Source organism: Paraburkholderia sp. SOS3 (assembly GCF_001922345.1).
GTDB lineage: Bacteria > Pseudomonadota > Gammaproteobacteria > Burkholderiales > Burkholderiaceae > Paraburkholderia.
Genome location: NZ_CP018811.1, coordinates 2,501,917 through 2,528,772 on the forward strand (window position 1 = coordinate 2,501,917; position 26,856 = coordinate 2,528,772).

At 63.6% G+C, this 26,856-nt stretch carries 17 protein-coding genes; 8 read left to right on the forward strand and 9 right to left on the reverse strand.

Annotation, left to right across the window (positions count from 1 at the left end; all coding sequences use genetic code 11):
• Positions 1-136: 136 nt before the first annotated feature.
• Positions 137-2,221, forward strand: a complete 2,085-nt coding sequence (locus BTO02_RS33840; protein WP_083615083.1) for an NAD(P)/FAD-dependent oxidoreductase — start codon at positions 137-139, stop codon at positions 2,219-2,221.
• Between the two features lie 353 nt (positions 2,222-2,574).
• Positions 2,575-4,401, forward strand: a complete 1,827-nt coding sequence (locus tag BTO02_RS11320; RefSeq protein WP_198039135.1) for a flavin monoamine oxidase family protein — start codon at positions 2,575-2,577, stop codon at positions 4,399-4,401.
• A gap of 251 nt (positions 4,402-4,652) precedes the next feature.
• On the opposite strand, the gene BTO02_RS11325 is transcribed toward BTO02_RS11320, so the two are convergent.
• Together BTO02_RS11325 and BTO02_RS11330 are read right to left on the reverse strand one after the other, a co-directional pair.
• On the reverse strand, positions 4,653-6,881 hold the full coding sequence (locus BTO02_RS11325; protein WP_075157117.1) for an NADP-dependent isocitrate dehydrogenase: 2,229 nt from the start codon (positions 6,879-6,881) through the stop codon (positions 4,653-4,655).
• A gap of 207 nt (positions 6,882-7,088) precedes the next feature.
• Positions 7,089-8,132 carry an acyltransferase family protein gene (locus BTO02_RS11330; protein ID WP_075157118.1) on the reverse strand — a complete coding sequence of 348 codons (1,044 nt, stop codon included), beginning with the start codon at positions 8,130-8,132 and terminating at the stop codon, positions 7,089-7,091.
• A 558-nt stretch (positions 8,133-8,690) separates the two neighbouring features.
• Here BTO02_RS11330 and xsc point away from each other — a divergent pair.
• A complete protein-coding gene (gene xsc, locus BTO02_RS11335; protein ID WP_075157119.1) occupies positions 8,691-10,520 on the forward strand; it encodes a sulfoacetaldehyde acetyltransferase in 1,830 nt (609 codons plus the stop codon).
• A gap of 132 nt (positions 10,521-10,652) precedes the next feature.
• Positions 10,653-11,735, forward strand: coding sequence for a phosphate acetyltransferase (pta, locus tag BTO02_RS11340; protein ID WP_075157120.1), 1,083 nt, complete (start codon positions 10,653-10,655; stop codon positions 11,733-11,735).
• On the opposite strand, the gene BTO02_RS11345 is transcribed toward pta, so the two are convergent.
• Positions 11,639-13,423, reverse strand: a complete 1,785-nt coding sequence (locus BTO02_RS11345; protein ID WP_075157121.1) for a cobaltochelatase CobT-related protein — start codon at positions 13,421-13,423, stop codon at positions 11,639-11,641. The two genes, pta and BTO02_RS11345, sit on opposite strands and share 97 nt — an antisense overlap.
• Positions 13,420-14,409, reverse strand: coding sequence for an AAA family ATPase (locus tag BTO02_RS11350; protein WP_075157122.1), 990 nt, complete (start codon positions 14,407-14,409; stop codon positions 13,420-13,422). Before BTO02_RS11350 ends, BTO02_RS11345 begins: the two co-directional genes overlap by 4 nt.
• A 406-nt stretch (positions 14,410-14,815) precedes the next feature.
• On the opposite strand from BTO02_RS11350, the gene BTO02_RS11355 reads away from it, so the two are divergent.
• Together BTO02_RS11355 and BTO02_RS11360 are read left to right on the forward strand one after the other, a co-directional pair.
• Entirely contained in the window at positions 14,816-15,568 is a 753-nt protein-coding gene (locus tag BTO02_RS11355; RefSeq protein WP_075158789.1) for an IclR family transcriptional regulator, read from the forward strand.
• 185 nt (positions 15,569-15,753) lie between these two features.
• Positions 15,754-16,686 carry an NAD(P)-dependent oxidoreductase gene (locus BTO02_RS11360; RefSeq protein ID WP_075157123.1) on the forward strand — a complete coding sequence of 311 codons (933 nt, stop codon included), beginning with the start codon at positions 15,754-15,756 and terminating at the stop codon, positions 16,684-16,686.
• Positions 16,687-16,762: 76 nt separating this feature from the next.
• Here the strand turns inward: BTO02_RS11360 and BTO02_RS11365 are convergent, their stop codons facing one another.
• From BTO02_RS11365 to sauS, 3 genes are all read right to left on the reverse strand, one after another.
• Entirely contained in the window at positions 16,763-18,145 is a 1,383-nt protein-coding gene (locus BTO02_RS11365) for an MFS transporter (RefSeq protein WP_075157124.1), read from the reverse strand.
• 128 nt (positions 18,146-18,273) lie between these two features.
• Complete coding sequence (locus tag BTO02_RS11370; protein ID WP_075157125.1) at positions 18,274-20,004, reverse strand: AMP-binding protein; 1,731 nt, start codon at positions 20,002-20,004, stop codon at positions 18,274-18,276.
• The gene (gene sauS, locus BTO02_RS11375; RefSeq protein ID WP_075157126.1) at positions 20,001-21,476 is read right to left on the reverse strand and encodes an acylating sulfoacetaldehyde dehydrogenase; all 1,476 of its coding nucleotides are present in this window, start codon (positions 21,474-21,476) and stop codon (positions 20,001-20,003) included. The genes BTO02_RS11370 and sauS overlap by 4 nt, the downstream gene beginning before the upstream one ends.
• A gap of 227 nt (positions 21,477-21,703) precedes the next feature.
• On the opposite strand from sauS, the gene BTO02_RS11380 reads away from it, so the two are divergent.
• A complete protein-coding gene (locus BTO02_RS11380) occupies positions 21,704-22,468 on the forward strand; it encodes an IclR family transcriptional regulator (protein ID WP_075158790.1) in 765 nt (254 codons plus the stop codon).
• Between the two features lie 51 nt (positions 22,469-22,519).
• On the opposite strand, the gene BTO02_RS11385 is transcribed toward BTO02_RS11380, so the two are convergent.
• Both BTO02_RS11385 and BTO02_RS11390 read right to left on the reverse strand, forming a co-directional pair.
• A complete protein-coding gene (locus BTO02_RS11385) occupies positions 22,520-23,842 on the reverse strand; it encodes an MFS transporter (protein ID WP_075157127.1) in 1,323 nt (440 codons plus the stop codon).
• 166 nt (positions 23,843-24,008) lie between these two features.
• Positions 24,009-25,670 carry a GMC family oxidoreductase gene (locus BTO02_RS11390; RefSeq protein ID WP_075157128.1) on the reverse strand — a complete coding sequence of 554 codons (1,662 nt, stop codon included), beginning with the start codon at positions 25,668-25,670 and terminating at the stop codon, positions 24,009-24,011.
• A gap of 212 nt (positions 25,671-25,882) precedes the next feature.
• On the opposite strand from BTO02_RS11390, the gene BTO02_RS11395 reads away from it, so the two are divergent.
• A complete protein-coding gene (locus tag BTO02_RS11395) occupies positions 25,883-26,731 on the forward strand; it encodes an IclR family transcriptional regulator (RefSeq protein WP_075157129.1) in 849 nt (282 codons plus the stop codon).
• Positions 26,732-26,856 lie beyond the last annotated feature (125 nt).

The window sequence follows — 26,856 nt, forward strand, 5'->3', positions numbered from 1 at the left end:
GCCGTACCCGTTGCAGCACCGGCGCGGCCGGCGGCACGCCAGTCGTCTTCACTCTTCACACGAGACTTCGGCCTGTCGGCGGCCGATCTCGCGTCGTTGACGCGCGCATTGGCTCGTCCATCTCCGGAGGGATCGTATGCTTCGAAAGCTTCGTAGCCGCATGCTTCAGTCAGCCGCGACCATCGAGCGTCTCGGCACCCCGTGGTTCCTGCTCGCGACGCGCCTCTGGATCGGCCAGGTCGTATTCGCGCATCAGATCATGGGCATGGTCGAGAGCGAATCGCACGGACTGTTGCATGCCGTGCTTCCCGTTCCTTCGAGCCTCGATGTGGCCCTGCGCGCAGCCGTGCCTTTATTGCTTTCGCTTGGACTGCTGACGCGCCCTCTCGCGCTGGCCTTACTGGCGGGCGCATTGACGACGGTCATGGGAAACGCGCAAGGCATCGTGTCGCCGTTGCTGATCTGGCTTGTCGTCGCGGGTCCGGGTACGTTTTCGCTCGACGCGCTGCTAGGCCGTGGCACGCCTTTCGCGCCGCTCGGTCCGCTCGCCTCGCTGCGGATGGTCAGGGCAGGCTATCAGGCATTCAGCCTCTATCTGACACCGGTGTTGCTGTTCGCTGCACGAATCGGCCTGGCCGTTGCGCTCGCCCTTCCCTTCCGCCAAGTCCTTGTCCCGGCCGATATGCCGATGCCGGCGTCCTTCACGATGCCGTTCGACATTCCCGCGTGGGCCGCGATCGCGCTTGCGGGCGCGTTGGCGCTCGGTTGCGCGACACGCCTTGCCGCGGCGATCTGTGCGGGGCTGATCCCGCTCGCGGGTATCGCGATGGCCCTCGACGAACGGCTTGCCGTGCTGCTCCTGCTGCTCGGCCTCATGTGCGGCGGCGCCGGCATGCTGTCGGTCGACGGACTGCTCGCCAAATGGACGATCCTTGACACCGATGATCAGGATCGCGATGGCGGGCATCGTCCGCGCGTGGTCGTGGTGGGCGGCGGCTTTGCCGGCGTATCGACCGTTTATGGCTTACGCAATTCGCGCTGCGACATCACGCTGATCGACCAGCGCAACTATCACCTGTTCCAGCCGTTGCTTTATCAGACCGCAACGGCCGCGCTCTCCGCAACCGAAATCGCGACGCCGATCCGCAGCCTCTTCAGGGGACAACGCAACGTGCGCATCCTGCTCGGTAAAGTGAACGGCATCGATACGGCGGCAAGAGAAGTCGTGATCGGCGAGAACAGGGAAAGGTACGACTATCTGGTGCTGGCCACGGGCGCACGCCATAGCTATTTCGGCAAGGATGCATGGGCGCCCTACGCGCCCGGACTCAAGACCGTCGAAGATGCCACTTCGATCAGAAGCCGCCTTCTGAAAGCGTTCGAAGCAGCGGAGAGCACGGCGGACGAAACCGCGCGTACTGCGTGGCTGACTTTCGTGATCGTGGGCGGCGGACCGACTGGAATCGAACTCGCAGGCGCAATCGCCGAACTTGCGCGGCATGGCATGGACCAGGAATATCACGCGATCGATCCTTCCACCTCGCGCGTGATCCTGCTGCATGCCGGGCCACGCGTGCTGCCGACGTTTCACGCATCGCTGTCGGCAGTCGCCGAGCGTTCGCTGCGCAGCCTCGGCGTGGACGTGCGCCTCGAAACCAGGGTGCTCGGCGTGGACGAAACAGGCGTCGACGTGGGGCCATACCGGATCGCATCGCGTACCGTGCTGTGGGCCGCCGGTGTGGCGGCGTCCCCCGCGGCGAAGTGGCTCGGCCAGGCGGAAGACGGTGCCGGCCGGGTCAAGGTCGGCGACGATCTTTCCGTGCCGTCGCACGACAGGATCTATGCAATCGGCGACACGGCATCGAGCACGGGATGGCGAGGCGCGCCTGTCCCTGGCCTTGCGCCCGCGGCCAAGCAGCAGGGCCAATACGTGGCCCGCGTGATCGACGCGCATCTCTCGGGGCGCGCCGCACCGCCAGCATTCCAGTACCGTCACTTCGGCAGCCTAGCGACGATAGGCAGGCAAGCAGCAGTCGTCGAAATCGGCAGACTGCGGCTATCGGGCGGGCTTGCGTGGTGGCTCTGGGGCGTCGCACACATCATGTTTCTGGCGGGCGGACGAAACCGCACGGCGGTCGCGGTCGACTGGCTTTGGGCTTATCTTACGTACCGCCGCAGCACCCGGCTCATCACGGAGGCGGTTCAATCCAGCAGCAATTAATGCGCGCCATGCTTTCCGTGAGGAACGGCGCAAGCTCTATAACCGGTTGCAGCCGCGGAAAACCGGCATTCGACTCGCTGTCGGTTTTCGCATCGATCCCGCACGCGCGCGCCCGACAAACTCGCGCCCGCCGGCATCACGTCCGACGCTGACGCGATGACCACGCTTTAGAAGCCTTTCTGGCCAATACAAAAGGCGGCTCTCGTGCACGCATCATGCGCCTCTCATGAACACGCGCTCACGTCGCGGACCCTATCATGGGTTGAAACCGAACCTGCCTGAACCGGACCGATGCCACGCTCGGCAAGCGCTGCATCGCGTTCTCCCGAAACACATCTTCGATGGAAGTGTGCATGAACAACATCGTCACATCGAGCGCGTGGCGCGTTAACTATCCATATCCTGCCGACTTCAATTTCGACTACTCGCGGCTTTTGAGCGATACGCAGCACGCCGGTATCGCGAAGAACACGCAACCTGGCTTGCGCGTCGCGATCATCGGCGCGGGCATCGCCGGACTGACCGCTGCGCACGAACTGTTCCGCTGCGGAGTGACGAACCTCGATATTTACGAGGCATCCGAACGCGTCGGCGGACGGTTGCGCTCACAACCGGTTGATGGACAGCACACGGTATTCGAACTCGGTGCGATGCGCATTCCGATGTTCACACAACCAACAGGCCCGGCGGCAGCCTCTGCGCAATATATGCAGCGCTTCGACCTGAGCTCGCAGCCTTTTCCAACCGCCGACGCCGCCGATGTATCGTTTGGCGTCTTCTCGGAACAAACATCGTCGTTCAGTCTCAAGCCGCGCAGCGAGGCATTACCGCTCGCGCCTGAAGTCGAAGCCCTGCAACAAAAATGGCTGGCGTTCGCATCGCGCGTCGTGACGGCAGTGCGGGCCTCGTTCGGCACACCTCAGTGGCCGGCCCTGTGGCACGCGATCGAGCAACGCTACTGGCGCGACAGCTTTCGCAACGTCCTGTTGACGCCGGCGCGCGTCGAAGATAATCGAGGCGCCAACGGCGACTTCGGCGGCGCGGGCATGAACGAACAGGAGCTTTGCGTGATCGAGCGAGCCGGCATCGGCAATGGCCCGTGGGCCGCCTATCTCGACTTTTCGTCGATGCTCATCTTCCGCATGATCTTCTTCGGTTTCTTCGACGACCTGCGATTGATTCAGGGCCGCTTCGACGCCGATGGCGATTACGCCGGCGGACCTCATGCCGGCGACACGTCGCTCACCGATAGCCTCGGTCATCCGCTGGCCGCGCCGCGGTATCTTGGCGTGCAGTCGATCGCCGAAGCGATGCTGTACTGTCCCGTGCAAAGCGCGCACGCCGCTGCGATCTCCCTTTACGATGCATCGCGCGACAGCCGGTACCACGTCAGGCTCTACACGCGCAGTCCGGTCGAATCGGTGCTGCGTATCGATGACGAAGTGCATATCGATTGCGGATCGCATCGGCGCGGTTACGACGCCGTGCTCATCACTGCGCCGATGGCCGGCAACCGCTGCGCGATCCGGATGACCGGCTTCACCGACGCGGACTTGCCGCCCGAAGTCGTTGGCGCCGATCGCATGTCCGAATGGCTCGCGAGTTCAAAAGTATTTGTCGCTTTGAAAGCACGGTATTGGGAGCAATCCGCCATTCCTCAACTGATCGCGTCCGACAATTTTCTGGAGACGACTTACGGGTATGCCGTCGATACGCCACGCCTTTCGGATCCGGGTGTACTTCTGTTGAGCTACACGTGGGACAAGTTGTCTGAAGGTCTGTTAAGCGAGACCAATGACAGCGCGCTTGTATCGCATTGCATCGCCACGCTTGACCGCATGCTTGCGCAAAGCGGCGTCGCCGGGAAAATTTCCGACTATGTCGATGAAACGCAGACGGCGGTAATTCACTGGAGTAGACGGCCGACAATACGCGGCGCGGCACGCGTGTATCGGGCGGGAATTGCGCAGCCGAATCGCGCCCTCCTGCGCTATAACGAGACGCATAGCGCGAAGTCGAAGCTATATCTCGCGGGGGAAGCGTATGCGAGCGACGGAGGCTGGGTCGAGTCCGCGATGCGAATGTCGCTCGATGCGGTATTGCACCTGCTGAACAATCACGGCGCCACCTTCTCCGGCGGTTTCGCATTCGATTCGGCGTATCCGCGTCGAACAACATAGCACGGGGCTTGCGCGTAATGTCGACCTCCTCGGGAGAATGAGCGCATTGCTCCATGCGCCATCCGCCTGTCGCGCCGACCCGGCAGTCACGGCCAGAATCGAACAGGTCGTAGCGGTCCCTGTTCCATCCCGCCGTACATTCAAACAAAAAGGCCCTGGTTTCGCGCGCGAGAAGCTCACGCAGAACCCAGGGCCCGCATCACACCGTGCCAGGTCGCAGGGAGCGGCATCGAGAGCCGCCCCGAGGTGCATTACGCGATCGCGTCGATCACGCGATTCATCGTCGAACTCGGCCGCATCGCCTTGCTCGTGAGATCGGTGTTCGGACGATAGTAGCCACCGATATTCACCGGCTTGCCTTGCGCCGCCCCCAGTTCTTCGACGATGCGCGCCTCGTTCTGCGCCAGCGCGGCCGCCACGCCCTTGAATTGCGCGCTCAGTTGCGCGTCTTCGGTCTGATTCGCCAATGCCTCGGCCCAATAGAGGCTCAGGTAGAAGTGGCTGCCGCGATTGTCGATGCCGCCGACCTTACGCGCGGGCGACCGGTTCAGGTCGAGCAGCTTGCCCGTGGCCTCGTCGAGCGTCGTCGCCAGCACCTTGGCCTTCGCATTGCCGTATGCGTTGCTCAGATGCTCGAGCGATGCCGCCAGCGCAAGAAACTCGCCGAGCGAATCCCAACGCAGGAAGCCTTCCTGCACCAGTTGCTGGACGTGCTTCGGCGCCGAGCCGCCCGCGCCCGTTTCGAACATGCCGCCGCCCGCCATGAGCGGCACGATCGACAGCATCTTCGCACTCGTACCGAGTTCCATGATCGGAAACAGGTCCGTCAGGTAATCGCGCAGCACGTTGCCGGTCACCGAAATCGTGTCCTTGCCCGCGCGGATGCGCTCGAGCGAAAAACGCGTCGCGTCGACCGGCGCCAGCACACGGATATCGAGGCCGCTCACATCGTGCTGCTGGAGGTAGGTCTCGACCTTTTTGATCAGTTGCGCATCGTGAGCGCGCTTTGCGTCGAGCCAGAACACCGCCGGCGTATGCGAAGCACGCGCGCGGGTCACCGCGAGCTTGACCCAGTCCTGCACGGCCGCGTCCTTGGTCTGGCACATGCGCCAGATATCGCCGGCTTCGACCGTGTGTTCGAGCAGCACGTTGCCGGCCGCGTCGGTCACGCGCACCACGCCATCGGCCGCGATCTGGAAGGTCTTGTCGTGCGAGCCGTATTCCTCGGCCGCCTGCGCCATCAGGCCCACGTTCGGTACGCTGCCCATCGTGACCGGGTCGAACGGGCCATGACGCTTGCAGTCCTCGATCGTCGCCTGGTAGACGCCGGCATAGCAGCGGTCCGGGACCACCGCCTTCGCGTCGTGAAGCGCGCCGTCCGCGCCCCACATCTTGCCCGACTCGCGAATCATGGCCGGCATCGATGCGTCGATGATCACGTCGCTCGGCACATGCAGATTCGTAATGCCCTTGTCCGAATTGACCATCGCGAGCGGCGGGCGCTGCGCGTACTGCGCGGCGATATCGGCTTCGATCGCGTCGCGCGTGCTCGCCGGCAGATCGCCGAGGCGCGCGTAAAGATCGCCGATACCGTTGTTCGGATTGAAGCCCGCCGCCGCCAGCGTATCGGCGTGTTTCGCCAGCACGTCTTTATAGAAGGCCGACACGACTTCGCCGAACAGAATCGGGTCCGAGACCTTCATCATGGTCGCCTTGAGGTGCACGGAGAACAGCACGCCCTGCTGTTTCGCATCGGCGATCTGCGCCTCGAGGAACGCGCGCAGCGCCTTGCGGCTCATCACGGACGCGTCGATGATCTCGCCGGCGCGCACCGCCACCTTCTCTTTCAGCATTGTCTTCGCGCCGTCGGCCGCCGTCAGTTCGATCCTGACGCTGCCTGCCTCGCCGATCAGCGCCGACTTCTCGCTGCCGTAGAAGTCGCCGTGGCTCATGCTCGACACGTGCGTTTTCGATTCCGCGCTCCACGCGCCCATCTTGTGCGGATGCTTGCGCGCATAATTTTTCACCGACAAAGGCGCGCGGCGGTCCGAATTGCCCTCGCGCAGCACCGGATTCACCGCGCTGCCTTTGATCTTGTCGTAGCGCGCCTTGATGTCCTTTTCCGCATCGGTTTTGGCCACGTCGGGATACGACGGCAGCTTGTAGCCGAGATCGCGCAGTTCCGTGATCGCGTCTTTCAACTGCGGCACCGATGCGCTGATGTTCGGCAGTTTGATGATGTTCGCTTCGGGACGCGTGGTGAGTTCGCCCAGTTCCGCCAGATCGTCGGCACCCTTCTGCTCGGCTTTCAGATAGTCTGGAAACGCTGCGATGATGCGGCCGGCAAGCGAGATGTCGCGGGTTTCGACCGTAATGCCCGACGATCGCGTAAAGGCTTTGACGATCGGCAGCAGCGAATAGGTGGCGAGCGCGGGGGCTTCATCGGTGAGGGTGTAGATAATCTTCGGCGGCGTGGACATATCGATTCAGCGTTTACACAAAAGGGTGAAACCGGCGATATTAGTTGATCTGGGCGGATCCTGCAGCGTTATCTCCGCCCGCAACTGCGCGATGCACCGCCGTGGTGAATCGCGCCCCGGTTTGTTTCCCGTGCCGAAATACCCCGAAAATGTCCAGAAATGCCGTCGAAAATGCGCGTGCAAATACTGCCGATTGATACGTGCGCGCTAGGCCAGTTCTTCGGTCACCACCGGCGTCTTCACCGGCGAGAGCTTGATGCCCTTGGCTAGCCGATGCGACGGCGCTTCGACCAGCAGATAAAAGATGTACGCGTAGACCAGCGTCAGGATCGCGGTGAATAGCCATCCTGAACGCGTGTATTCGTCGACCGCGGGCACGTAACGCTTCACGGCTTCGAGCACGCTCGGGTGGACCAGATACAGCGAGTAGCTGAATGCGCCGGCCGCCACGAGCAATGGCGAAGCGGCGCGGTTCTTGTGATAAGCGATCTCTGCGCGAATCCAGAAATACGCCACGCCGCCGACGTACATCATGCTGACGACTTTCGAAACACCCATATGAAACAGCAGGAATTCGCTGATCCACATCGTGAGCCACGCGCTGATGCGCCACGCCCAGATCGCCCACGTACTTGCCAACGGTTCTAATGCCGGCGCCTTTTCAGCGAGCATGCATCCGCTGATCCAGACGGGAAACAGGATCAACGCCGTTGCGATCGGACCGATGTCGGACCATTCAGCCGCGCGGCGAAATATATCGGAAAGCACGATGCTCGTCGCAATCGTGACGCCCATTACGGGCCACCAGCCCACCTTGAAACGAATCACGCGAAGCGCCGGATAGACGGCGTAATAGATTTCCTCGCAGACGAGGCTCCACAGCATGCTTCTCCACAAAATCGAATCGCTGCCGAAGATATGCATCTCAGGAAACAGATGCGACATCAGCGTAACGGTGACCACGACCGGCGCGAGCACGCGGATATAGCGCCGCAGGTAAAACTTCAGGATTGGAATTTTGCCGGGCCGCCGGAATGGCGAGTGAATACAAAAACCCGATATCACGAAAAATGCCATGACCGCTGGTAAACCCCATATCAGCGAATGGATGAATCGATCCATCGAGTGAATCGCGCCGGCCGCGCCGATCGCCTGCTTGCCGAAGATCGGGAAATGGCCCAGGTGCCCTATTGCGACCCATGAAGCGAGAACAAAGCGCAATGCATCAATTACTTCGTATCGGTTTTTCATGCCAGTTCCCATATGAGTTCTTGGCACTACTGATGTGGCGCGTCAAATCATCAGACTAATCATTAACCTCGGCTCGAAACGGACTTCCTGAATCTCACTCGAACACTACAAAACCTGCCCGCTCAAAAAAAGAAAATTAAATGCCTTTAAAAAATCGATCGCCAGTTAACGATGCCGAATATCCGAATGGAATATGAATAGGCGTCTGGCGGAGTCGCCGCTTTAAAGAAGAACTTAAAAACCTTCATGGCAAAAAGGTGGATCGGAAGCGGACCCGCTCGCCGCCTTTTAACCAGACCTAGTTGGCGACGGCTCCAGCACGGGTGGCCGGGGCCCGTTCGGTCGGCGCAAGCGCGGGCGCTCGACAGCATGCGCCCCACCGAACCTCTCGCCTGCGCGCGCCCGTCGCATCGCCGCGTAGACGGTCAATTTTTAGAGACAATACGTACCGTTTATTTTACAAAACAGGTTGACGACGAAGTCCTCATGACCTACATTCGTCTCATGCACAAATATTCAGGAACATTTCGTTCCATTTAATGCAAGCACGGAGACACCATGAGCGAACACGATCACGCGCATTCGAACCCCGGCACGGCCGCCGTCACCGGTCCGCAGGCGATGACGCCTTCCGAGGCCTTCGTTGAAACCCTCGCCGCCAACGGCGTGACGGACATGTTCGGCATCATGGGGTCCGCCTTCATGGATGCGATGGATATCTTCGCGCCCGCGGGCATCCGCCTCATTCCCGTGGTCCACGAACAGGGCGCGGGCCATATGGCAGATGGCTATTCGCGCGTGTCGGGGCGCCACGGCGTCGTGATCGGCCAGAACGGTCCGGGCATCAGCAACTGCGTCACCGCGATCGCGGCCGCTTATTGGGCGCATAGTCCCGTCGTCGTCGTCACGCCCGAAGCGGGCACGATGGGCATCGGTCTCGGCGGCTTCCAGGAAGCCAGGCAGTTGCCGATGTTCCAGGAGTTCACCAAGTACCAGGGGCACGTCACGCACCCCGCTCGCATGGCCGAATTCACGGCGCGCTGTTTCGACCGCGCGATGTCCGAGATGGGACCGACGCAACTGAACATTCCGCGCGACTACTTCTACGGCCAGATCAAGGCCGAGATTCCGCAGCCGCAGCGTCTCGACCGCGGCGCCGGCGGCGACCAGCGCCTCAACGAGGCCGCCGATCTGATCGCGCAGGCGAAATTCCCCGTCATCATCTCGGGCGGCGGCGTCGTCATGGCCGATGCGATCGAAGAATGCAAAGCGCTGGCCGAACGGCTTGGCGCGCCCGTCGTCAACAGCTACCTGCACAACGACTCGTTCCCCGCGCGTCACCCGTTGTGGTGCGGCCCGCTCGGCTACCAGGGTTCGAAGGCGGCGATGAAACTGCTTGCGCAGGCCGACCTCGTCATTGCGCTCGGATCGCGTCTCGGGCCGTTCGGCACGCTGCCGCAGCACGGCCTCGAATACTGGCCGCAAAACGCGAAAATCATCCAGATCGACGCCGACCACAAAATGCTCGGCCTCGTCAAAAAGATTTCGGTCGGCATCTGCGGCGACGCAAAAGCGACGGCCGTCGCGCTGACCGAGCGCCTGAAGACGCGCACGCTGACCTGCGACGCGACGCGCGAAGCACGCGCGAGCCAGATCGCCGCCGAAAAGGCCGCGTGGGAAAAAGAGCTCGACGAGTGGACGCACGAGCGCGATCCGTTCAGCCTCGACATGATCGAGGAACAGAAAAAGGAACGCACGCCGACCGGCGGCCAGTATCTGCATCCGCGCCAGGTGCTGCGCGAGCTCGAGAAAGCGATGCCCGAAGACGTGATGGTGTCGACCGACATCGGCAACATCAATTCGATCGCCAACAGCTACCTGCGCTTCAACCGGCCGCGCAGCTTCTTCGCCGCGATGAGCTGGGGCAACTGCGGCTACGCGTTCCCGACCATCATCGGCGCCAAGGTGGCGGCGCCGCACCGTCCCGCAGTTTCGTATGCGGGCGACGGCGCGTGGGGCATGAGCCTGATGGAGACGCTGACCTGCGTGCGCCACAACATCCCCGTCACCGCGGTCGTGTTCCATAACCGCCAGTGGGGCGCGGAAAAGAAGAATCAGGTCGACTTCTACAACCGGCGCTTCGTGGCAGGCGAACTCGACAGCCCGAGCTTCGCGGGCATCGCGAAGGCCATGGGCGCCGAAGGCATCGTCGTCGACAAGCTCGAGGACGTCGGCCCTGCGCTCAAGAAGGCGATCGACATGCAGATGAATCACGGCAAGACCACGATCGTCGAAATCATGTGCACGCGCGAACTCGGCGACCCGTTCCGCCGCGATGCGCTCTCGAAGCCCGTACGCCTGCTCGACAAGTACAAGGACTACGTCTGAGCCTCGTGGGACGAGCCCGGCATTTCCGGTCGCGAGCACGCCAGCCGCGCACGCCGGCAATGCCGTCTTGATCACGAAGAACCCGGGGACGGTCGCGAGACCGGACCCGAGGTCGAACCGCACCGCACAGCCATGAAAGCGATCAACCGGATCATCGAGCAGGCGCGTGAGCACCCGATGCGCATCGTGATGTGCGAGAGCGGCGACGCGCGGATTCTGGAGGCCGCGCAACGCGCGACCGTGGCGGGTATTGCGCGCATCGTGCTGGTCGGCGAACCGGACAGCACGCGGCGTGCGGCGCAACGTGCGAACGTCGATCTGAGCGGCATCGACATCGTGGACCCGGCCACGTCCGCGCTCACGCGCGCCTGCGCCGACGAACTGTTCGCACTGCGCAGCAGGAAGGGCATGACGCGCGAGCAGGCGCAGCAAGAGGTGCTGCAGCCGCTGTGCTTTGCGAACCTCATGGTACGGCTCGGTCACGCCGACGGATCGATCGCCGGCGCGGTCAACACGACAGCGGATGTCGTGCGCACGGCGATCCAGCTGATCGGCATCCGCCCGTCGTTCAAGCTCGTCTCGAGCTTCTTTCTGATGATGTTGTGCGAGCCGTTCCACACGATGAAGGGCGGGCTGATTTTTTCCGACTGCGCGCTCGTCGTCGATCCGGATGCGGAGCAGTTGTCCGAGATCGCGATGGCCGCGGCCGACAGCGCGCGCAGTCTGCTGATGGAAGAGCCGCGCGTGGCGATGCTGTCGTTTTCCACCAGCGGCAGCGCGAAGCATGCAGCCGTCGACAAGGTCGTTGCGGCGACGCGCCTCGTGCAGGCCGCACGACCGGGCCTCGCGATCGACGGCGACGTGCAGCTCGATGCGGCGATCGTCGCCGAAATCGCGCTGCGCAAGGTGCATCACTCGCAAGTCGAAGGTCATGCGAACACGCTGATTTTTCCGAGTCTCGATGCGGGCAATATCGGCTACAAGCTCGCCGAACGGATCGGCGGCGCGAAGGCGATCGGCCCGCTGCTGCAAGGTCTGCAGAAGCCCGCCAACGATTTATCGCGGGGCTGCAGCGCCGACGACATCTTCTATGTGATCGCGGTGACCTGCGTGCAGGCTCAGGCCGCCGCCGGTTTGCCGATCCAGCGCACTACTTCCGAGCACAGCGCCATATCGGGCGCGACAGACAGATCGACAGCGAGCGAATACCGGTAGTACGGGCTCAGATCGAGCCCGACGCCGAGACCGAGCACATCGACGTCGCCATACGCGCGCTGCTCGGCGACCACCTGCTTCAGATGGTTGTCGAGGTAGTACGCATCGTTCGCGTGATGCGTCGCGGCATCCATCGGACTGCCATCCGAAATGACGATCAGCACCCGGCGATTCGCCGCATGCGCGCGCATTCTGTCGCATGCCCATTCGACCGCCTCCCCGTCCACGCCTTCGCGGAACAGGTCGCCTTTGAGCAACGCGGCGATATCGGCGCGCGCACGCCGCCAGCTCGTGTCGGCGTCCTTGAAAACGAGATTCAACACCTCGTTGAGCCGTCCCGGATGTTCGGGGCGCCCGTGCGCAAGCCAGTCGGAGCGCGCACGACCGCCGTTCCACGCGCCGGTCGTAAAACCGAGAATTTCGTTGGCGATACCCGCGCCGTCGAGCGCGCGCGCCAGCACGTCGACCAGCATCGCCACGGGCTCGATCCGCGCTCTCATCGAACCCGAGCAATCGATCAGAAAGCCGACGATCGATCCGGAGATCGGCGTGTGCCGCTCGAGGCGAAACAAACGCCGCTCGGCCGGCGAACTGACCAGTTGCGCAAGCCGCCGGCCATCGATGCGCCCGCTTTCCTCGCCGAACGACCAGTCGTCGCGTTCCGGCACGGCAAGCGCCGCCTTCAGCATACGCGCGAGCCTTGCGACATTGATCGGCTGCGCGCGGATCCGTTCGTCGAGACGCTCGCGATATTCGGCCAGCAGCGCCTTGCGGACGAAGCTCGCCGCATAGGCCTCGCGATCGTAGCGGTTCGTGAACACGCGATAGCCGTGCTCCGACGCGCGCAACACCCTGCTCTCGCCCGTATCGGCAAGCGCGATGCCCTCGTCGTCGCCGTCTTCGAATTCGAGAAACAGCGAAAACGCGTTTCGCGTTGCCTCTTCTTTCTGCCGGTTCTGCGTGTCGTCGTCGTCAAGTCCGGCGGCGGCGCGTTGCGCGTCCATCACCGCGCTCACCTGCCGCGCAAGTTCGAGCGCGTGCACCGCGAAGGCCTGTTGATCGTGACGCGTGCGGCGCATGTTCGCGAGCGGCACGCCGATCACGGGCGCGACAAACGCACGGGTCGCCTCGATCAGCCCTTCCGTTTCCTCGAGCACCGGCCAGCCCGACAGCCGCGACCAGCACATTTGCGCGACGGTATAGAGCAGCAAGCCCGCCTCGCCATCGATCAGGCCCGACAGATGGACGCCATGCGACCATGTGTCGAAACGCACGCGCAGATTGCGCGCAAGGCCCGGCATGCCCGGCGGCAACAACGATTCGCAGCGCAACTGTTCGAGCGATTCGAAAAGCAGCCGTTCGACCGCATCGACAGGCATGTGCTGCCTATGCCATTCGGTATCCGAATGAAGCGCGCGCAACGCGGCGCCATCGGCTGCGCCGCGGAGGGACGCAACTGAAGACCCAACTGAAGAAGCAGTTGAAGACGCAACTGAAGACGCCGCCGCCTGCTCATCGCGTGTGATCCGCAAATGCGGCGCATGAAACGGCAACGGCGTCATATTCCGGCATAGCCGGCCACCGCTGTAGTGCAAGGCCGCATCGCCGGTAATCGCGCGCACGGTGGTCGCGCGCAATGCGTCCGCGCGCGCGGCGCGCTGCAAGGCGGCGCGTTCGGGCTCGCTCATCGCGTTTCCAGCGGGAGCGCGCCGGCGCCTTCGAACGATGCAAGCTCCGCATCGAACGCGCGCTGAAAATACTCCGCGACGATCGGCCGCTCCGCTTCGTCGCATTTATTGAGGAACGTGAGGCAAAACGCGAGCCCCGCGTCGCGAAAGATGCCGATATTCTCGGCCCAGTTGATCACCGTTCTCGGCGACATCAGCGTCGACAGATCGCCGGTCGCGAAACCTTTGCGCGTGAGTTCGGCCACGCTCACCATCGATTCGACGAGCGCGCGGCTACGCTCGTCGGCCAGTGCCGGCACGCGCGCCAATACGATGCGAATCTCGTCGTTGCGCGACAGGTAATCGAGGTTGGCCACGACATTCCAGCGGTCGAGCTGCGCATGATTGAGCGCCTGCGTGCCGTGATAAAGGCCGTTCAGGTTGCCGAGTCCTACCGTGTTTGCGGTGGCGAACAGCCGGAACGACGGGTGCGGATGAATCACGCGGTTCTGATCGAGCAGCGTGAATTTGCCGTCCGTTTCGAGAATGCGCTGGATCACGAACATCACGTCGGGGCGCCCGGCATCGTATTCGTCGAAGACGAGCGCAACGGGGCGCTGCAGCGCCCACGGCACGATGCCCTCCTGAAATTCGGTTACCTGGGCGCCGTCGCGCACGACGATCGCGTCCTTGCCGACCAGGTCGAGCCGGCTGATATGCCCATCGAGATTGATGCGCACGCACGGCCAGTTCAGGCGCGCCGCGACCTGCTCGATATGCGACGACTTTCCGGTGCCGTGCAGGCCCTGAACCATGACGCGCCGGTTGCACATAAAGCCGGCAAGAATCGCCAGCGTGACTTGCGGGTTGAACAGGTAGACGTCGTCGATTTCGGGCACGTGGTCGTCCCGCTCGCTGAAAGCGGGCACCTTCAGATCAACGTCGATGCCGAATACGCTGCGCGCATCGACGATGCGGTCCGGCTTGCCGGTCTCGATCTCGGTCACATCGCTCTCCTCACACGTTCCATTCGGCCGCCTGAGGACATCATAAACCGATTCATTTTTAGATACAAATCGTACCGTTTATTTTTATATAGAATTGACCACGACCGATTGGTGGCCTACATTTGAACCATATCCTACTGCTGGGAACAAATTGTTCCGGTAAATGCATTCGGCAATGCGGCACCTCGGGAGGGAGCCACCCGTGTCATCGATCGATTCCACCGCACACGCAGCACCGCCGGCAGCACCGGCAAGCGACGCACGCGCCGCCGACGGCACGCGTTCCGAAAAGCGCAGCGGCGCCGTGCCGCCGATCGCCGGCGCGCAGCCGGGCGACCACTGCGCTGCACGGCACGCCAAGGCATTTCAGTACAATACGGCCGATCCATTTTCCGGAACGGCGGACATGAACAAGGCGGATACCCCGACACTGCGCGCGTTTTCGCTGCTCGAACATCTGATCGCGGCGAACGGCCCGGTTTCGCTTGCCGATATCGCTCACGACATCGACCTGCCGAAGGCTTCGCTGCACCGCATGCTGGCATCGCTCGAAGCAGGCGGCCTCGTGATTCGCGAGCCGGGGCAAAAGAACACGTACGTGATCGGCCCGCGCCTGTCGCAACTCGGGCTTGGCGTGATGATGCACTCGGGCGCGCGGCGTCTGCGTCACGCGATTCTCGGGCGGCTCGTGGCGGACCTCGGCGAGACCTGCAACCTGACCATGCTCCACGAGACGGAGGTGCTGTATCTCGACCGGATGGAAGCGCCCTGGCCGTTGCGTCTCGATCTGAAGCCCGGTTCGCACGTGCCGGCCTACTGCAGCGCAAGCGGCAAGCTGCTGCTCGCGATGCTGCCGCGCGACGAGCGTGCGGCGCTGATTCGCGCGATGCACTTTCATCGCTTCACGGCGAACACGCTGACTGACCCGCAACTGCTCGAAAGCGAACTCGATCGCATCGCGCACAAAGGCATCGCCGTCGACAACGAGGAATTCGTAATCGGCATTGCATGCGTGGCTGCGCCCGTTATCGACGAGCAGGGCCAATGCATCGCCGCGGTCGCCGTGCACGCGCCCGTGTCGCGCACGCCGCTGCCGCGCGCGCTCGAATTCGTGCCGCGCCTGCAGGAAGCGGCCAAAGAACTGGCTGCGACGTTCTGACGCAAAGAGCCTCGCGGCGGCGAGCTTTCGGCCGCCTTTCCGTCACCGCACCGCCGCGGCGACCGGCCGCCCTTCTCGCGATATCGCCGCGCCGCGCGGCCGATGCGCTTTGCTCCTTCCTGCGATAATCGCCGTTCCCTGCCCCACGCAGTCACACAGTCACACAGTCACTCGAAGGAGTCGTCGTGAGCGTTACCCATTCGTCGTCGTCACATTCCGCCGGCGCACAGCCGCACGTCGCCAACGTCACGTTTCTCGGGCTCGGCGTCATGGGCTACCCGATGGCCGGACATCTCGCGAAAGCCGGCCTCAACGTCACCGTCTACAACCGCACTGCGAAGAAAGCGCAGCAATGGGTGTCCGAATATGGCGGACGTGCGGCCGCGACGCCGCGCGAAGCGGTGCAAGGCGCGGACCTCGTGCTGTCGTGCGTCGGAAACGACAACGACCTGCGCAGCATCATGCTCGGCGACGACGGCGCCTATGCCGGCATGACCAAAGACGCGGTGTTCGTCGATCACACGACCGCGTCGGCCGACGTCGCGCGCGAACTCGCCGCGCGCGCCTCCGAACAGGGCCTGCACTTTATCGACGCGCCCGTCTCGGGCGGCGAAGCCGGCGCGCAGAACGGCACGCTGACCATCATGTGCGGCGGCCAAACGCAGGCATTCGAGCGCGCCGCGGACACGCTGCGGCATTACGCATCGGCCGTCACGCTGCTCGGGCCGGCCGGTTCGGGTCAGCTTGCCAAGATGGTCAACCAGATCTGCATCGCGGGCATGGTGCAAGGCCTGTCCGAAGCACTGCATTTCGGCCAGCGTGCGGGCCTCGACATGGCGCGCGTGCTCGAAGTGATCGGCAAAGGCGCGGCCGCCAGCTGGCAGATGAGCAACCGCGGCACCACGATGCTCGACGGCAAGTTCGATTTCGGCTTCGCGGTCGACTGGATGCGCAAGGATCTCGGCATCTGTCTCGATGAAGCGAAGCGCAACGGCGCGTCGCTACCGGTTACCGCACTCGTCGACCAGTTCTACGGCGATGTGCAAGCGCTCGGCGGCAACCGCTACGATACGTCGAGCCTGATCTGGCGTTTGCGCAAGGTGAATCCCGCGCGCTAGACCGAAGCGGTTCGGCAACGCTCATGGCGCGGGCACACGCAGCCCGCGCCACACGATCCCTCCGCTACGCTGCCTGTTACTTGCGCCACCGCAACGGCCGCCGCAAATGAGGCCGGTCGAGCCGCAGCGCCGGCGTCGCATGCGCGAAGGCCGGCATGCCCGACACGTCTTCGAGGCCTTGCCGTTCGCGCTCCTCGTCCGCTTCGACCGTCTTGCTCGTATCGATGAAACAGGCGGCGACGATGCCGATCCCAAGCAGTGCCGCGGAAATCGTGAACGGCACGTTGTAGCTGCCCGTCGTCTGGATCAGATAGCCGAACACGACCGGCGACACCATCCCGGCCACGCCGAAGCCCGTGTTCATCATGCCGCCGGCCGTGCCCGCGTATTTGCCCGCGATGTCGAGCGGCAGCGTCCACAGCACCGGGTTCGTGATCTCGAGGAAGAAGAACGACCCCGACAGGAACAGCACGGCCATCAGCGGACTCGTCGCCGAGATCATCGGCAGCAGGAACGCGAGCGAGCCGCCCATGCCGACCACGAGCACCGCGCAACGCGCAAGACGCAGGCGTCCGGTACGCTTGTACAGCTTGTCCGACACGACACCGCCGAGCGTATCGCCGATCACGCCCGCGAGCAGCGGCAGCGCGGTAAACAGCGCGAGGTGCTTGAGATCGAAGCCGCGCGACTCTTTCAGATACGACGGCAGCCAGGTCAGATACACCCACAACAGCCAGCCATAGCAGAAGTCGACGAAGGTCACGAGCCACATGCGGCGAATCAGCCTGCGCCACGGCGTCGCCGCATGTTTCGCGCGTTCGCAGTCGCCCTGACGGTAGCCGATCTCGGCCGTTTCCTCGGGCGTGATGCGCTTGTTCTGCTCCGGCGAGTTCGTGAATACGCGCAGATAGAGCACGGTCCACGCAAGGCTCACGATACCGAGCAGAATGAACGATTCGCGCCAGCCGCCGGCCGCCACCACCGCGAGTACGAGCGGCGGCGTGACCGCACCGCCGAGACGCGCGAAGCTATGCGTGATGCCCTGCGCGAAGCCGCGCTCGGACACCGGCATCCAGTACGTGAACGCGCGCGTGGCCGTTGGGAATGCGCCGCCTTCGCCGATACCGAGGATGAAACGCAACACGACGAGCATCATGACGCTGCCGGCGAAACCCGTGAGCAGCGTGGCGACGCCCCAGATCAGAGACAACACGGTGAGCACGAGCTTGGGCCCGAACTTATCCGACAGCCATCCGCCGATGATCTGCATCATCGCGTACGGATAGGCGAACGCGGAAAAGACAAGGCCCAGTTCGGTCGACGTCAGCCCCATTTCATGGCGGATCAACGGGCCCGCCACTGCGATATTCACACGGTCGATGTACGAAATGAAATACATCACACACATGACCGCCAGAATGATGTGACGCGTCTTCACGCGCCGCTTAGGCATTTCCATGTTGTCTCCAATGTATTTTATGAGGCGTTTGCGACGCCGATTGCTCGTTTGCCCTGCGTTGGGCGGATCGTGTCCGCCTCTTGATGAGTCTCCTCGTCCCGAATCGATTCTGCGCGTACGACCGGGCGTCAGCTCTGCGACTGCAACAACTTCAACCGCTGTACCTTGCCGGACGGCCCGCGCGGCAGCTCGGCGACGAAGCGGAATTCCTTCGGCGTCTTGTACCGGCCCAGTTCGCGCAGGCAATGCGCGCGCAGATCGGCAACGTCGACGCCTCCACATCCGTTCGTCTGCGCCTCGCCATCCGTCGCGCGCGGCACGATATACGCCACGATCTCCTGCCCGTACGCGCTATCGGGCACGCCCACCGCAGCCGCGTCGAGCACGCCCGGGTGCTTCAGCAGCGCCTCGTCGATTTCGCGCGGGGCGATGTTCTCGCCGCCCTTGATGATCAGTTCTTTCGCGCGGCCGTTGATGTAGAAATAGCCTTCCTCGTCGCGATACCCGAGGTCGCCGGTACGCAGCCAGCCGTCCGCCGTAAACGCAGCGACCGTTTCTTCCGGCCGCTTGTAGTAGCCGCGCATCACCTGCTCGCCGCGCAACACGATTTCGCCGCATTCGTGCGGCGCGCACTCGCGGCCTTCGCGGTCGATCACCTTCGCTTCGGCGCCCGACGGCAATCCGATGCTGCCGACCTTGCGCCGCGCCGCGTCATACGGATTGCTGAAGATCGGCGCAGCCGTTTCCGTCATGCCCATTGTTTCGATGATACCGATGCCGAAGCGCGCTTCGAACGCGCGATGATGTTCGGCCGGCAGAGCGGCGGACGCGCTGCGGCAAAACTTCAACGCCGACAGATCGAACGCGCACCCCTCGTCGCAATTGAGCAGATAGGCGACGATGGTCGGCACGACGTTGATCCATGTGCAGCCGTGGAATGCCGCATCGCGCCAGAACGTGCGCGCCGAGAAGCGTGGCGTCATCACGACCGAGCCCGCATGAAACAGCGGCGTCAACAGCGTCACGACGAGACCGTTGATGTGATAAAGCGGCAATGAGGCGAGCACGCGGTCGTCGTCGGCCAGCCGATGTTCGCCGGTGATGCGCGCCGCGTTCGCGAGCAGGTTGCGATGCGTGAGCAGCACGCCTTTGGGCAGGCCGGTCGTGCCCGACGTGTACATCAGAAGCGCCACGTCGGTTTCGCACGGCTCGCCATGAAGCGCGAGCGGCGTCTCGCTCATCGTCGCGGCAAGCGCCTCCTCGTCTCGCGATGCCGCGGCGCGCCGCGCTTCCGCGCGCTGCGCTTCCGCGCGCTGCGTCACGGCTCCCGCTAGCGCAGGCTCGGCATGCGGCAGCACCGGCAGCGCCCGTGCGTCCGGTTCCGTCTCGATCACGAGCACATCGCGCACGAGCTTTTTCCCCTGAGATTCCGTGTGCGACTCCGCCAGCGCCGATTCGATCGTCGCGCGCGTCTGCCTCTCGACGAAAATCGCGCGCGTATCCGAATGCTCGACGATATAGCGCAGCTGCGACGGCTGGCACAGCAGATTGAGCGGATTCGCGACGAGCCCGCTATACATCGCGGCAAGCAGAATCCGGCCCGTCTGGATGCCGTTGCTCATCAACACCGATACGGTGTCGCCGGGCCGCAACCCCGCGTCGAGAAAACGCGCTTCCAGTTCGCGGCAGTCGTTGCGCAGCTCGGCATACGTCAATGCAGCCAGCGCGGCGGCACGGCGGGTGCCGCCGCCGGCAGACTGAGCCTCCGGTTCACCCATCGATTCGAGCAGAAACGGTTTGTCCGGATATTGCGCGGCGCGCTCGTCGATCAGCGCGCGAAGCGTAACAGGCGTGCTCATCGTCCGGCCCTCCGGAAAAATTCGCCGAGCAGGTCGTCCGCATCGGGCACGTGCTCTTCGATCGGATACGCCACGCGCGTGATGTTCAGGTACTGGTGGAAATTCAGGTTAGTGGAGAAGTTGTTGCGTCCCCACGTGCCGCAGCCCATCGACAGCGAGAACGGCAGGCCGTTATCGAAGTTGCCGCCTGTTGCGAGGCAATGCGCCTGGTTGACGATCACGCGCGCCACCGGCAAGGTCTCGCCGAGTTCAACGGCCCGCGCGGGATCGGCCGCATCGAGGCCCGCATCGAGGCCCGTATGCAGACCCACCGAATGGCCCGCGCCCATATACGAATAGATGTCGCCGACAATCCCGGCCGCATGTTCGAAGTCGCGCGCGCGATACACGGTCAGCACCGGTGCGAGCTTTTCGCCCGAGAACGGATAGCGTTCGCCGAAGCCGGTTTCCTTCACCATCAGGAACGCGGGCCCGCGCTCGGCAATCTCGTCGAGGCCCGCGACGCGCGCGATGACCGCGGCCGAACGCGCCGTGCATTGCGGCGAAAGCTTGCCGTCGCGCCACATCGCGGACTGCAATCTGGCCTTCTGTTCGTTGTCGAGCAGCACGCCTCCGCATGCGGCGAGTGCATCGAGCATCGGCTGATACACGGCGTCTTCGATCACGACGCTGTTTTCCGACGAACAGCTGGTCGCGTTATCGAAGGTCTTGGAAAGCGCGATCTTGCGCGCCGCCTCGTGCAAATCGGCCGAAGCCGTGACGATCGACGCGACATTGCCCGCGCCCACCCCGAACGCCGGCGTGCCGCTCGCGTATGCCATGCGTACGTTGGCCTGCGAGCCCGTCGCCACGACAAGGTCGGCCTGCCGCATCAATTCGGCCGTAGCCGCCTTGCTGATCGGCGCGGGCAGCATTTGCACGAGATCGGGCGAAAGGCTGGCCTTCGCGAGTTGCGCGTGAATGAAACCGATCAGCAGCGCGCACGACGAATAGCCCTTCGGCGAAGGCGCGACGATTACCGCATTGCCGCATTTGAGCGCGTTGACGATCTTGTTCGCGGGCGTCGCGGCCGGATTCGTCGAAGGCGTGATCGCGGCGACCACGCCAACCGCGCGTGCGATTTCAACAATGCCGTTTGCTGCATCGCGTGCGATGACGCCCGTGGTTTTCTGGCCGTGCAGATCGCGCAGCAGGCCGAGCGTCTTGCGATAGTTCTTGCGGAACTTGTCGTCGACATTGCCAAGGCCCGTGTCCCTCACCGACAGCTCGGCGAGTTGCCGGTTGCGCGCCGGCTCCATGATGGCCCATGCGGCGGCGGCGGCGGCCATGTCGAGCGCCGCCTGCCCCGCCCGCTCGAATTCGCGTTGCGCGACGCGAGCCCGGCCGACCAGCGCGGCGACATCGTCCGCGACGCTACTGTCCGTGCTTGCCCCCTGCGCGCCCACTTCGGCGTGACTTGCCCTCACATTCATCTGATTGTCTCCAACGGTTATGTCTGTTCGTGCGAATAAATCTAGCGGGCGCGAAGACCGACGAAGTCCCGTTTTCCGCGGCTTTCCGTGCTGGGCGATGCAGTGAATCGGAAAACGCGAAATTCGGGACTTTCCGGAGTCCCGAAAACCGTGCATTCCGATGCAAAATCACTTCTATAAATTTGACGACGGCGCGCGGTTGCAGCGACGCGTCCGGAGGAGACTCGATGTCGTTCTCGAACCAGTCGAACGCCGCGGCCGTCCGCGCGTTCCGCGTACTCGAAACGCTTGCCGAAGCCGGCCATCCGCTATCGATGACGGACCTCGTGCATGCGCTCGGCTTGCCGAAGCAGACCGTGCACCGGATCCTCGTGCAATTGATGGATGCGTGGCTCGTCACGCGCGTCGCGGGCAATCGCCTCTACGAATGCTCGCCGCGCGTACGCATGCTCGCCGTCAACGTTCTTATGCATGCCGGGCCTGCCGCAGCGCGCCACGTGCTGCTCGAACAACTGGTGTCGAAGATCGGCGAAACCTGCAATCTGACGATGCTGGCCGGCAACGACGTCGTCTATGTCGACCGCGTCGAAACCGAATGGCCGCTGCGCATGCATCTGCAGCCCGGCTCGCACGTGCCGCTGCACTGCTCGGCGAGCGGCAAGCTGCTGCTCAGCTTCCTGCCTAAAGAAAGACGCGAACGCGTCATCGACGCGCTGCCGCTGCGTGCGTATTCGGAAAAAACCATCACGGACCGTGATGCACTGCGCAAGGAGTTGACGGAAACGCGCAGACGCCTGCTTGCGATCAACAACCAGGAGCACCTGCAAGGGCTCATCGCGATCGCCGTGCCGGTGATGCTCGACCGTAACCGCGCCTGCGCGGCCATCGCGGTTCAGGCGCCGGTCGGCCGCGTCACGCTCGACGACCTGCTCACCTTCGTGCCCGACCTGCGCTTTGCGGCCGACGAAACCGCTAAAACGTTCCGCGAATAAAAGCGTTCGCTGCGCGCCTTCGATGCGCGCAGCGACGGCACGTTATGAGCGTTACGAATGCTGCGCGCTCGCCACCGCGCCATACGTGCTCGCCCTTCGCTCGATCGCACGCGCGGACCATGCCGATATCAGCGCGGACAGCATGACGTAGGCGCAGACCATCCACGGCTTGCCCTGATTGACGCGCATCAGCGCGGTCGCAATGATCGGCGTGAGGCCGCTCGCGAAGATGCCCGAGAACTGATACACAAACGAGATGCCCGTGTAGCGCACGTTCGCATCGAACAGTTCGGCAAAGAGCGCCGCTTCGGGGCCATACACCATCGCGTAGAAGATGCCGAACGGCACGACGATCGCGGCCCAGATCAGGATCGTGTTGGTCGGCTGGCTCTCGATCAGCCAGAACGCAGGCAGCACCGAGAGTCCGCAAATCAGCGATCCCCAGCGATAAACGCGAGCCCGGCCCATCTGGTCCGACATCCTGCCGAACAGCGGAATGAAAAAGCACATCACGATGGCCGCGATCATCACGCCAAGCAGCGCATCGGTGCGGCTCATCGAGAGATGCTGCGTCAGATAGCCGATCGAAAACACCGCGAACACGTTGAAGAACACGCCGTCGATATAGCGCGCGCCCATGCCGAGCACGACCGCGCCGCGATAACGCGTGATCATGTCGACAAACGGAATCTTCGCTTCGCGCCGATTGCGTTTGAGCGCAAGAAACTCGGGCGTTTCCATCACTTTCAGGCGGATATACAAGCCGATCAGCACGAGCAGCAACGACGCACCGAACGCGATGCGCCAGCCCCACGAAAGGAAGTCCGCATCGGGCAGGACGCGCGAGATGGCGGCCACCACGCCGGCCGCGAGGCAAAGCCCGATCGAGAGCCCGATTTGCGGCAGACTCGCATAGAGTCCGCGTCGATGCGGCGGCGCATATTCGTAAGCCATCAGCACCGCGCCGCCCCATTCGCCGCCAAGGCCGATGCCTTGCAGCACGCGCAGCGTCAGCAGCAGAATCGGCGCCCAGACGCCGATCTGCGCGTAAGTCGGCACAAAGGCCACGCCCGCCGTCGAAATGCCCATGATGATCAGCGTCAGAATCAGTGCCGACTTGCGCCCCACGCGATCGCCGAAATGGCCGAACAGCACGCCGCCGAGCGGCCGCGTGACGAAGCCGACCGCGAACGTCGAATAGGCAAGCATCGTCGACACCAGCGGATCGTTCGCCGGGAAATACAGCTTGTTGAACACGATGCCGGCCACGACGCCGTACAGAAAGAAGTCGTACCACTCGACGGTCGCGCCGATCACGCTGGCAAATGCGACACGGCGGACGACGCGTTGATCGACGCGTTGATCGGATGACATAGGTGCTCCTCCATTGGAATGGCCGTACCGTTCGTTCGGCACGGCGCCTTATGCAAAGCCGTCCTGCTCGGTTCTCTGTGCCTGCTGATGCGTGTTTGCTGCTCAGGGCGTGTTGCTCAGTGCCTGCTGCTCAGTGCCTGCTGCTCATGCGCGCATTGCCCGACGCTCAGGCCTCTGCCGCCGCGGCCGCCGGCACAGGCTCGCGGTGTGCCGCATCGGCCGCGCGCGCATCGTCGAGAATCATGTCCGACGCCTTTTCCGCCACCATCACGATCGGCACGTTCGTATTGCCGGATACGAGCGTCGGCATGATCGAACAGTCGACCACGCGCAAGCCGCGCGTTCCGTACACACGAAGCCGTTCATCGACCACGGCGAGCGGATCGCCGGCCGTCCCCATCTTCGCCGTGCCCGACGGATGGAAAATCGTCTGTCCGTACTCGCGGCAGAAATGCAGCAGTTCGTCGTCGGTCTGCGCATCGGCGCCCGGCCGCACTTCGCGCTTCATCAGCGCGGCCATCGGCTGCGTGGCCGCGACGCGGCGTGCGAAGCGCACGCCGGCGACAGTCGTGCGGCGGTCGAGATCGGTCGCGAGGTAATTCGGCACGATCGACGGCGCATCGCGTACATCGGTCGACGCGATGCGCACAACGCCGCGCGACTCGGGCCGCAACTGGCAGATCGAATACGTGCAGCCCGGGAACGCATGCACTTCGCCGCCCGCGGAGTCGGCGGAAAGCGTCGAGAAATGAAACTGGATATCGGGGGTTGCCGCTTCATCGGGCAAGGCGCGGCAAAACATGCCGCCCTGATTGATGCCGACCGCGAGCGGACCGCTGCGAAACAGCGCCCATTCGAGGCCCATCTTCGCGCGGCCCGCCCATGAACGCAGCAGATCGTTGGTCGTGATCGGCTTCGTTACTTCGTAGATCAAACGGACCTGCAAATGGTCCTGCAGGTTTTCGCCGACGCCGGCACGATCCGCGACCACCGGAATGCCACGCTCGCGCAACAGCTCCGCAGGCCCGACACCCGACAGTTGCAGCAATTGCGGCGATTGCAGCGCGCCCGCGGTCAGGATCACTTCGCGCCGTGCACTGACCACGCGCGTTTCGCCATGCTGCAGGAACTGCACGCCGGTCGCGCGCGTGCCGTCGAAGCGGATGCGCGAAGCGAGTGCGTTGGTCTCCACGTGCAAATTCGTGCGCTGCCGCGCGGGCTTCAGATAGGCGACGGCCGTCGAACAGCGCCAGCCGTGACGCGTCGTCAGCTGGTAGTAGCCGACGCCTTCCTGGTCACCGGTGTTGAAGTCCTCGGCGGTGCGCACGCCGAGCCGGTTCGACGCCGCGATAAACGCATCGACGAGCGCATGCGGCTGCCGGATCGTCGAGGCCCACAGCGGGCCGTCGACGCCGCGCGTCGGACCCGCGCCCAGTTCGTTGTGCTCGAGCCGCCGGAAGTACGGCAGACAGTCGTTCCAGCTCCAGCCGCGATTGCCGAGCGAGGCCCAATGGTCGTAGTCCTCTTTCTGGCCGCGCACGTAAATGAGGCCATTGATCGAACTGCTTCCGCCCAGTGTGCGGCCGCGCGGCCAGTACAGCCGCCGATTGTTCATATTCGGATCGGGCTCGGTATGAAAGCCCCAGTTGTAGACCGGATGGAACATCGTCTTGCCGTAGCCGATCGGAATATGAATCCAGAGATAGCGATCGGCGGGGCCCGCTTCGAGCAGGCAGACCGAATAGCGGCCGCCTTCCGAGAGCCGGTTGGCAAGGACGCAGCCGGCCGAGCCTGCGCCGACCACGACATAGTCGAAAGTACCTGGCATTACATGTGTCTCCTGCTTCTTATCGTTCGACCTGGTGGTTCAACGGTCTTAAAAAGCGGTATGTTTCGTTTGAATTTATTGAGCTAGCGAGACCGCCGCAACCTCTTTCACCGGCAAAGGCACCAATCCGGACCGGAATTTGATCTTTCTGTTTCAGTTTGGCCTGCTTGAGGGTTGCGTCGAGGCTGCGGCCATCGACTTCGAGGAACCGAATGAGAGATTCGATCCAATCCGCGCGCATCGACTGTCTGTCGGATAACACACGCGTGCTGCGCGCGCTTGCCGTGCTCGAAGAGCTGGCCGCGGCGGGCCAGCCGTTCTCGCTGTCGCAACTGTCCGCGCGGCTGCATATTCCGAAAGCGACGCTGATGCGGCTCATCGAGTCGCTCGAACAGCAGGGCTATGTCACGCACATGCCGGATTCGCGCGGTGCCGACCGCGCGATCGCGCTCGGCCCCCGCGCCGCACAACTCGCGCTCACCACACTCGCGAACAATACGTTCACGCGCGCCTGCCGTTCGCTGCTGCGCACGCTCGTCGATTCGCTTGGCGAAACCTGCAATCTCACCGCGCTCGACGGCGACACCGTGCTCTATATCGAACGTGTCGAGACCACCGAACCGCTGCGTCTGCAGATGCAGCCGGGCACGCGCGTGCCGCTGCATTGCACGGCGAGCGGCAAGCTGTTCCTGTCGCAGATGCCGCCGTCCGAACGCCGGCTCGTGCTGTCGCGCCTCACGCTCAAGCGCATGACGTATCGCACGCTGACCGACACGACCCTGCTCGAAGCGGAACTGGACCGCCTGGCGGCGCGCGGCATCGGCATCGACAACGAAGAATTCGTCAGGGGGATGGTGGCGGTTGCCGTGCCTGTCAAAGATGCGGGGAACGGTCACGTACTCGCGTCGCTGGCGATTCACGCGCCGACCGCGCGCGCCAATCTCAACGATCTGCTCGCGACTGTGCCGAGACTCAAGGAAACGGCACAAGCGCTTGCGCCGCTACTGCAGCATGGGGAAACGCTGCCGGGCCGCGGCGTACGCGAAGCCAACGCACGATAAGAGCGAGTTCGCTACACCGCTGTGGCCTCTCAGACTTGAGGCATCCTCACGCCAGATTCGCTCGCCCCATCCTTCCTTACATCGACCCTTCGAAGACGAGCGGACAAACGGACGCGCGGCAACAC

Excerpts from the sequence above, each read along its gene's own strand:
- BTO02_RS11355 (WP_075158789.1), top strand. The coding sequence starts at position 14,816 with ATGAACAAGGCGGATACCCCGACACTGCGCGCGTTTTCGCTGCTCGAA.
- BTO02_RS11390 (WP_075157128.1), bottom strand. The coding sequence starts at position 25,670 with ATGCCAGGTACTTTCGACTATGTCGTGGTCGGCGCAGGCTCGGCCGGC.
- BTO02_RS33840 (WP_083615083.1), top strand. The coding sequence starts at position 137 with ATGCTTCGAAAGCTTCGTAGCCGCATGCTTCAGTCAGCCGCGACCATC.
- pta (WP_075157120.1), top strand. The coding sequence starts at position 10,653 with ATGAAAGCGATCAACCGGATCATCGAGCAGGCGCGTGAGCACCCGATG.
- BTO02_RS11370 (WP_075157125.1), bottom strand. The coding sequence starts at position 20,004 with ATGAGCACGCCTGTTACGCTTCGCGCGCTGATCGACGAGCGCGCCGCG.
- BTO02_RS11345 (WP_075157121.1), bottom strand. The coding sequence starts at position 13,423 with ATGAGCGAGCCCGAACGCGCCGCCTTGCAGCGCGCCGCGCGCGCGGAC.
- sauS (WP_075157126.1), bottom strand. The coding sequence starts at position 21,476 with ATGAATGTGAGGGCAAGTCACGCCGAAGTGGGCGCGCAGGGGGCAAGC.
- BTO02_RS11325 (WP_075157117.1), bottom strand. The coding sequence starts at position 6,881 with ATGTCCACGCCGCCGAAGATTATCTACACCCTCACCGATGAAGCCCCC.
- BTO02_RS11395 (WP_075157129.1), top strand. The coding sequence starts at position 25,883 with ATGAGAGATTCGATCCAATCCGCGCGCATCGACTGTCTGTCGGATAAC.
- BTO02_RS11330 (WP_075157118.1), bottom strand. The coding sequence starts at position 8,132 with ATGAAAAACCGATACGAAGTAATTGATGCATTGCGCTTTGTTCTCGCT.
- BTO02_RS11380 (WP_075158790.1), top strand. The coding sequence starts at position 21,704 with ATGTCGTTCTCGAACCAGTCGAACGCCGCGGCCGTCCGCGCGTTCCGC.
- BTO02_RS11385 (WP_075157127.1), bottom strand. The coding sequence starts at position 23,842 with ATGTCATCCGATCAACGCGTCGATCAACGCGTCGTCCGCCGTGTCGCA.
- xsc (WP_075157119.1), top strand. The coding sequence starts at position 8,691 with ATGAGCGAACACGATCACGCGCATTCGAACCCCGGCACGGCCGCCGTC.
- BTO02_RS11365 (WP_075157124.1), bottom strand. The coding sequence starts at position 18,145 with ATGGAAATGCCTAAGCGGCGCGTGAAGACGCGTCACATCATTCTGGCG.
- BTO02_RS11320 (WP_198039135.1), top strand. The coding sequence starts at position 2,575 with ATGAACAACATCGTCACATCGAGCGCGTGGCGCGTTAACTATCCATAT.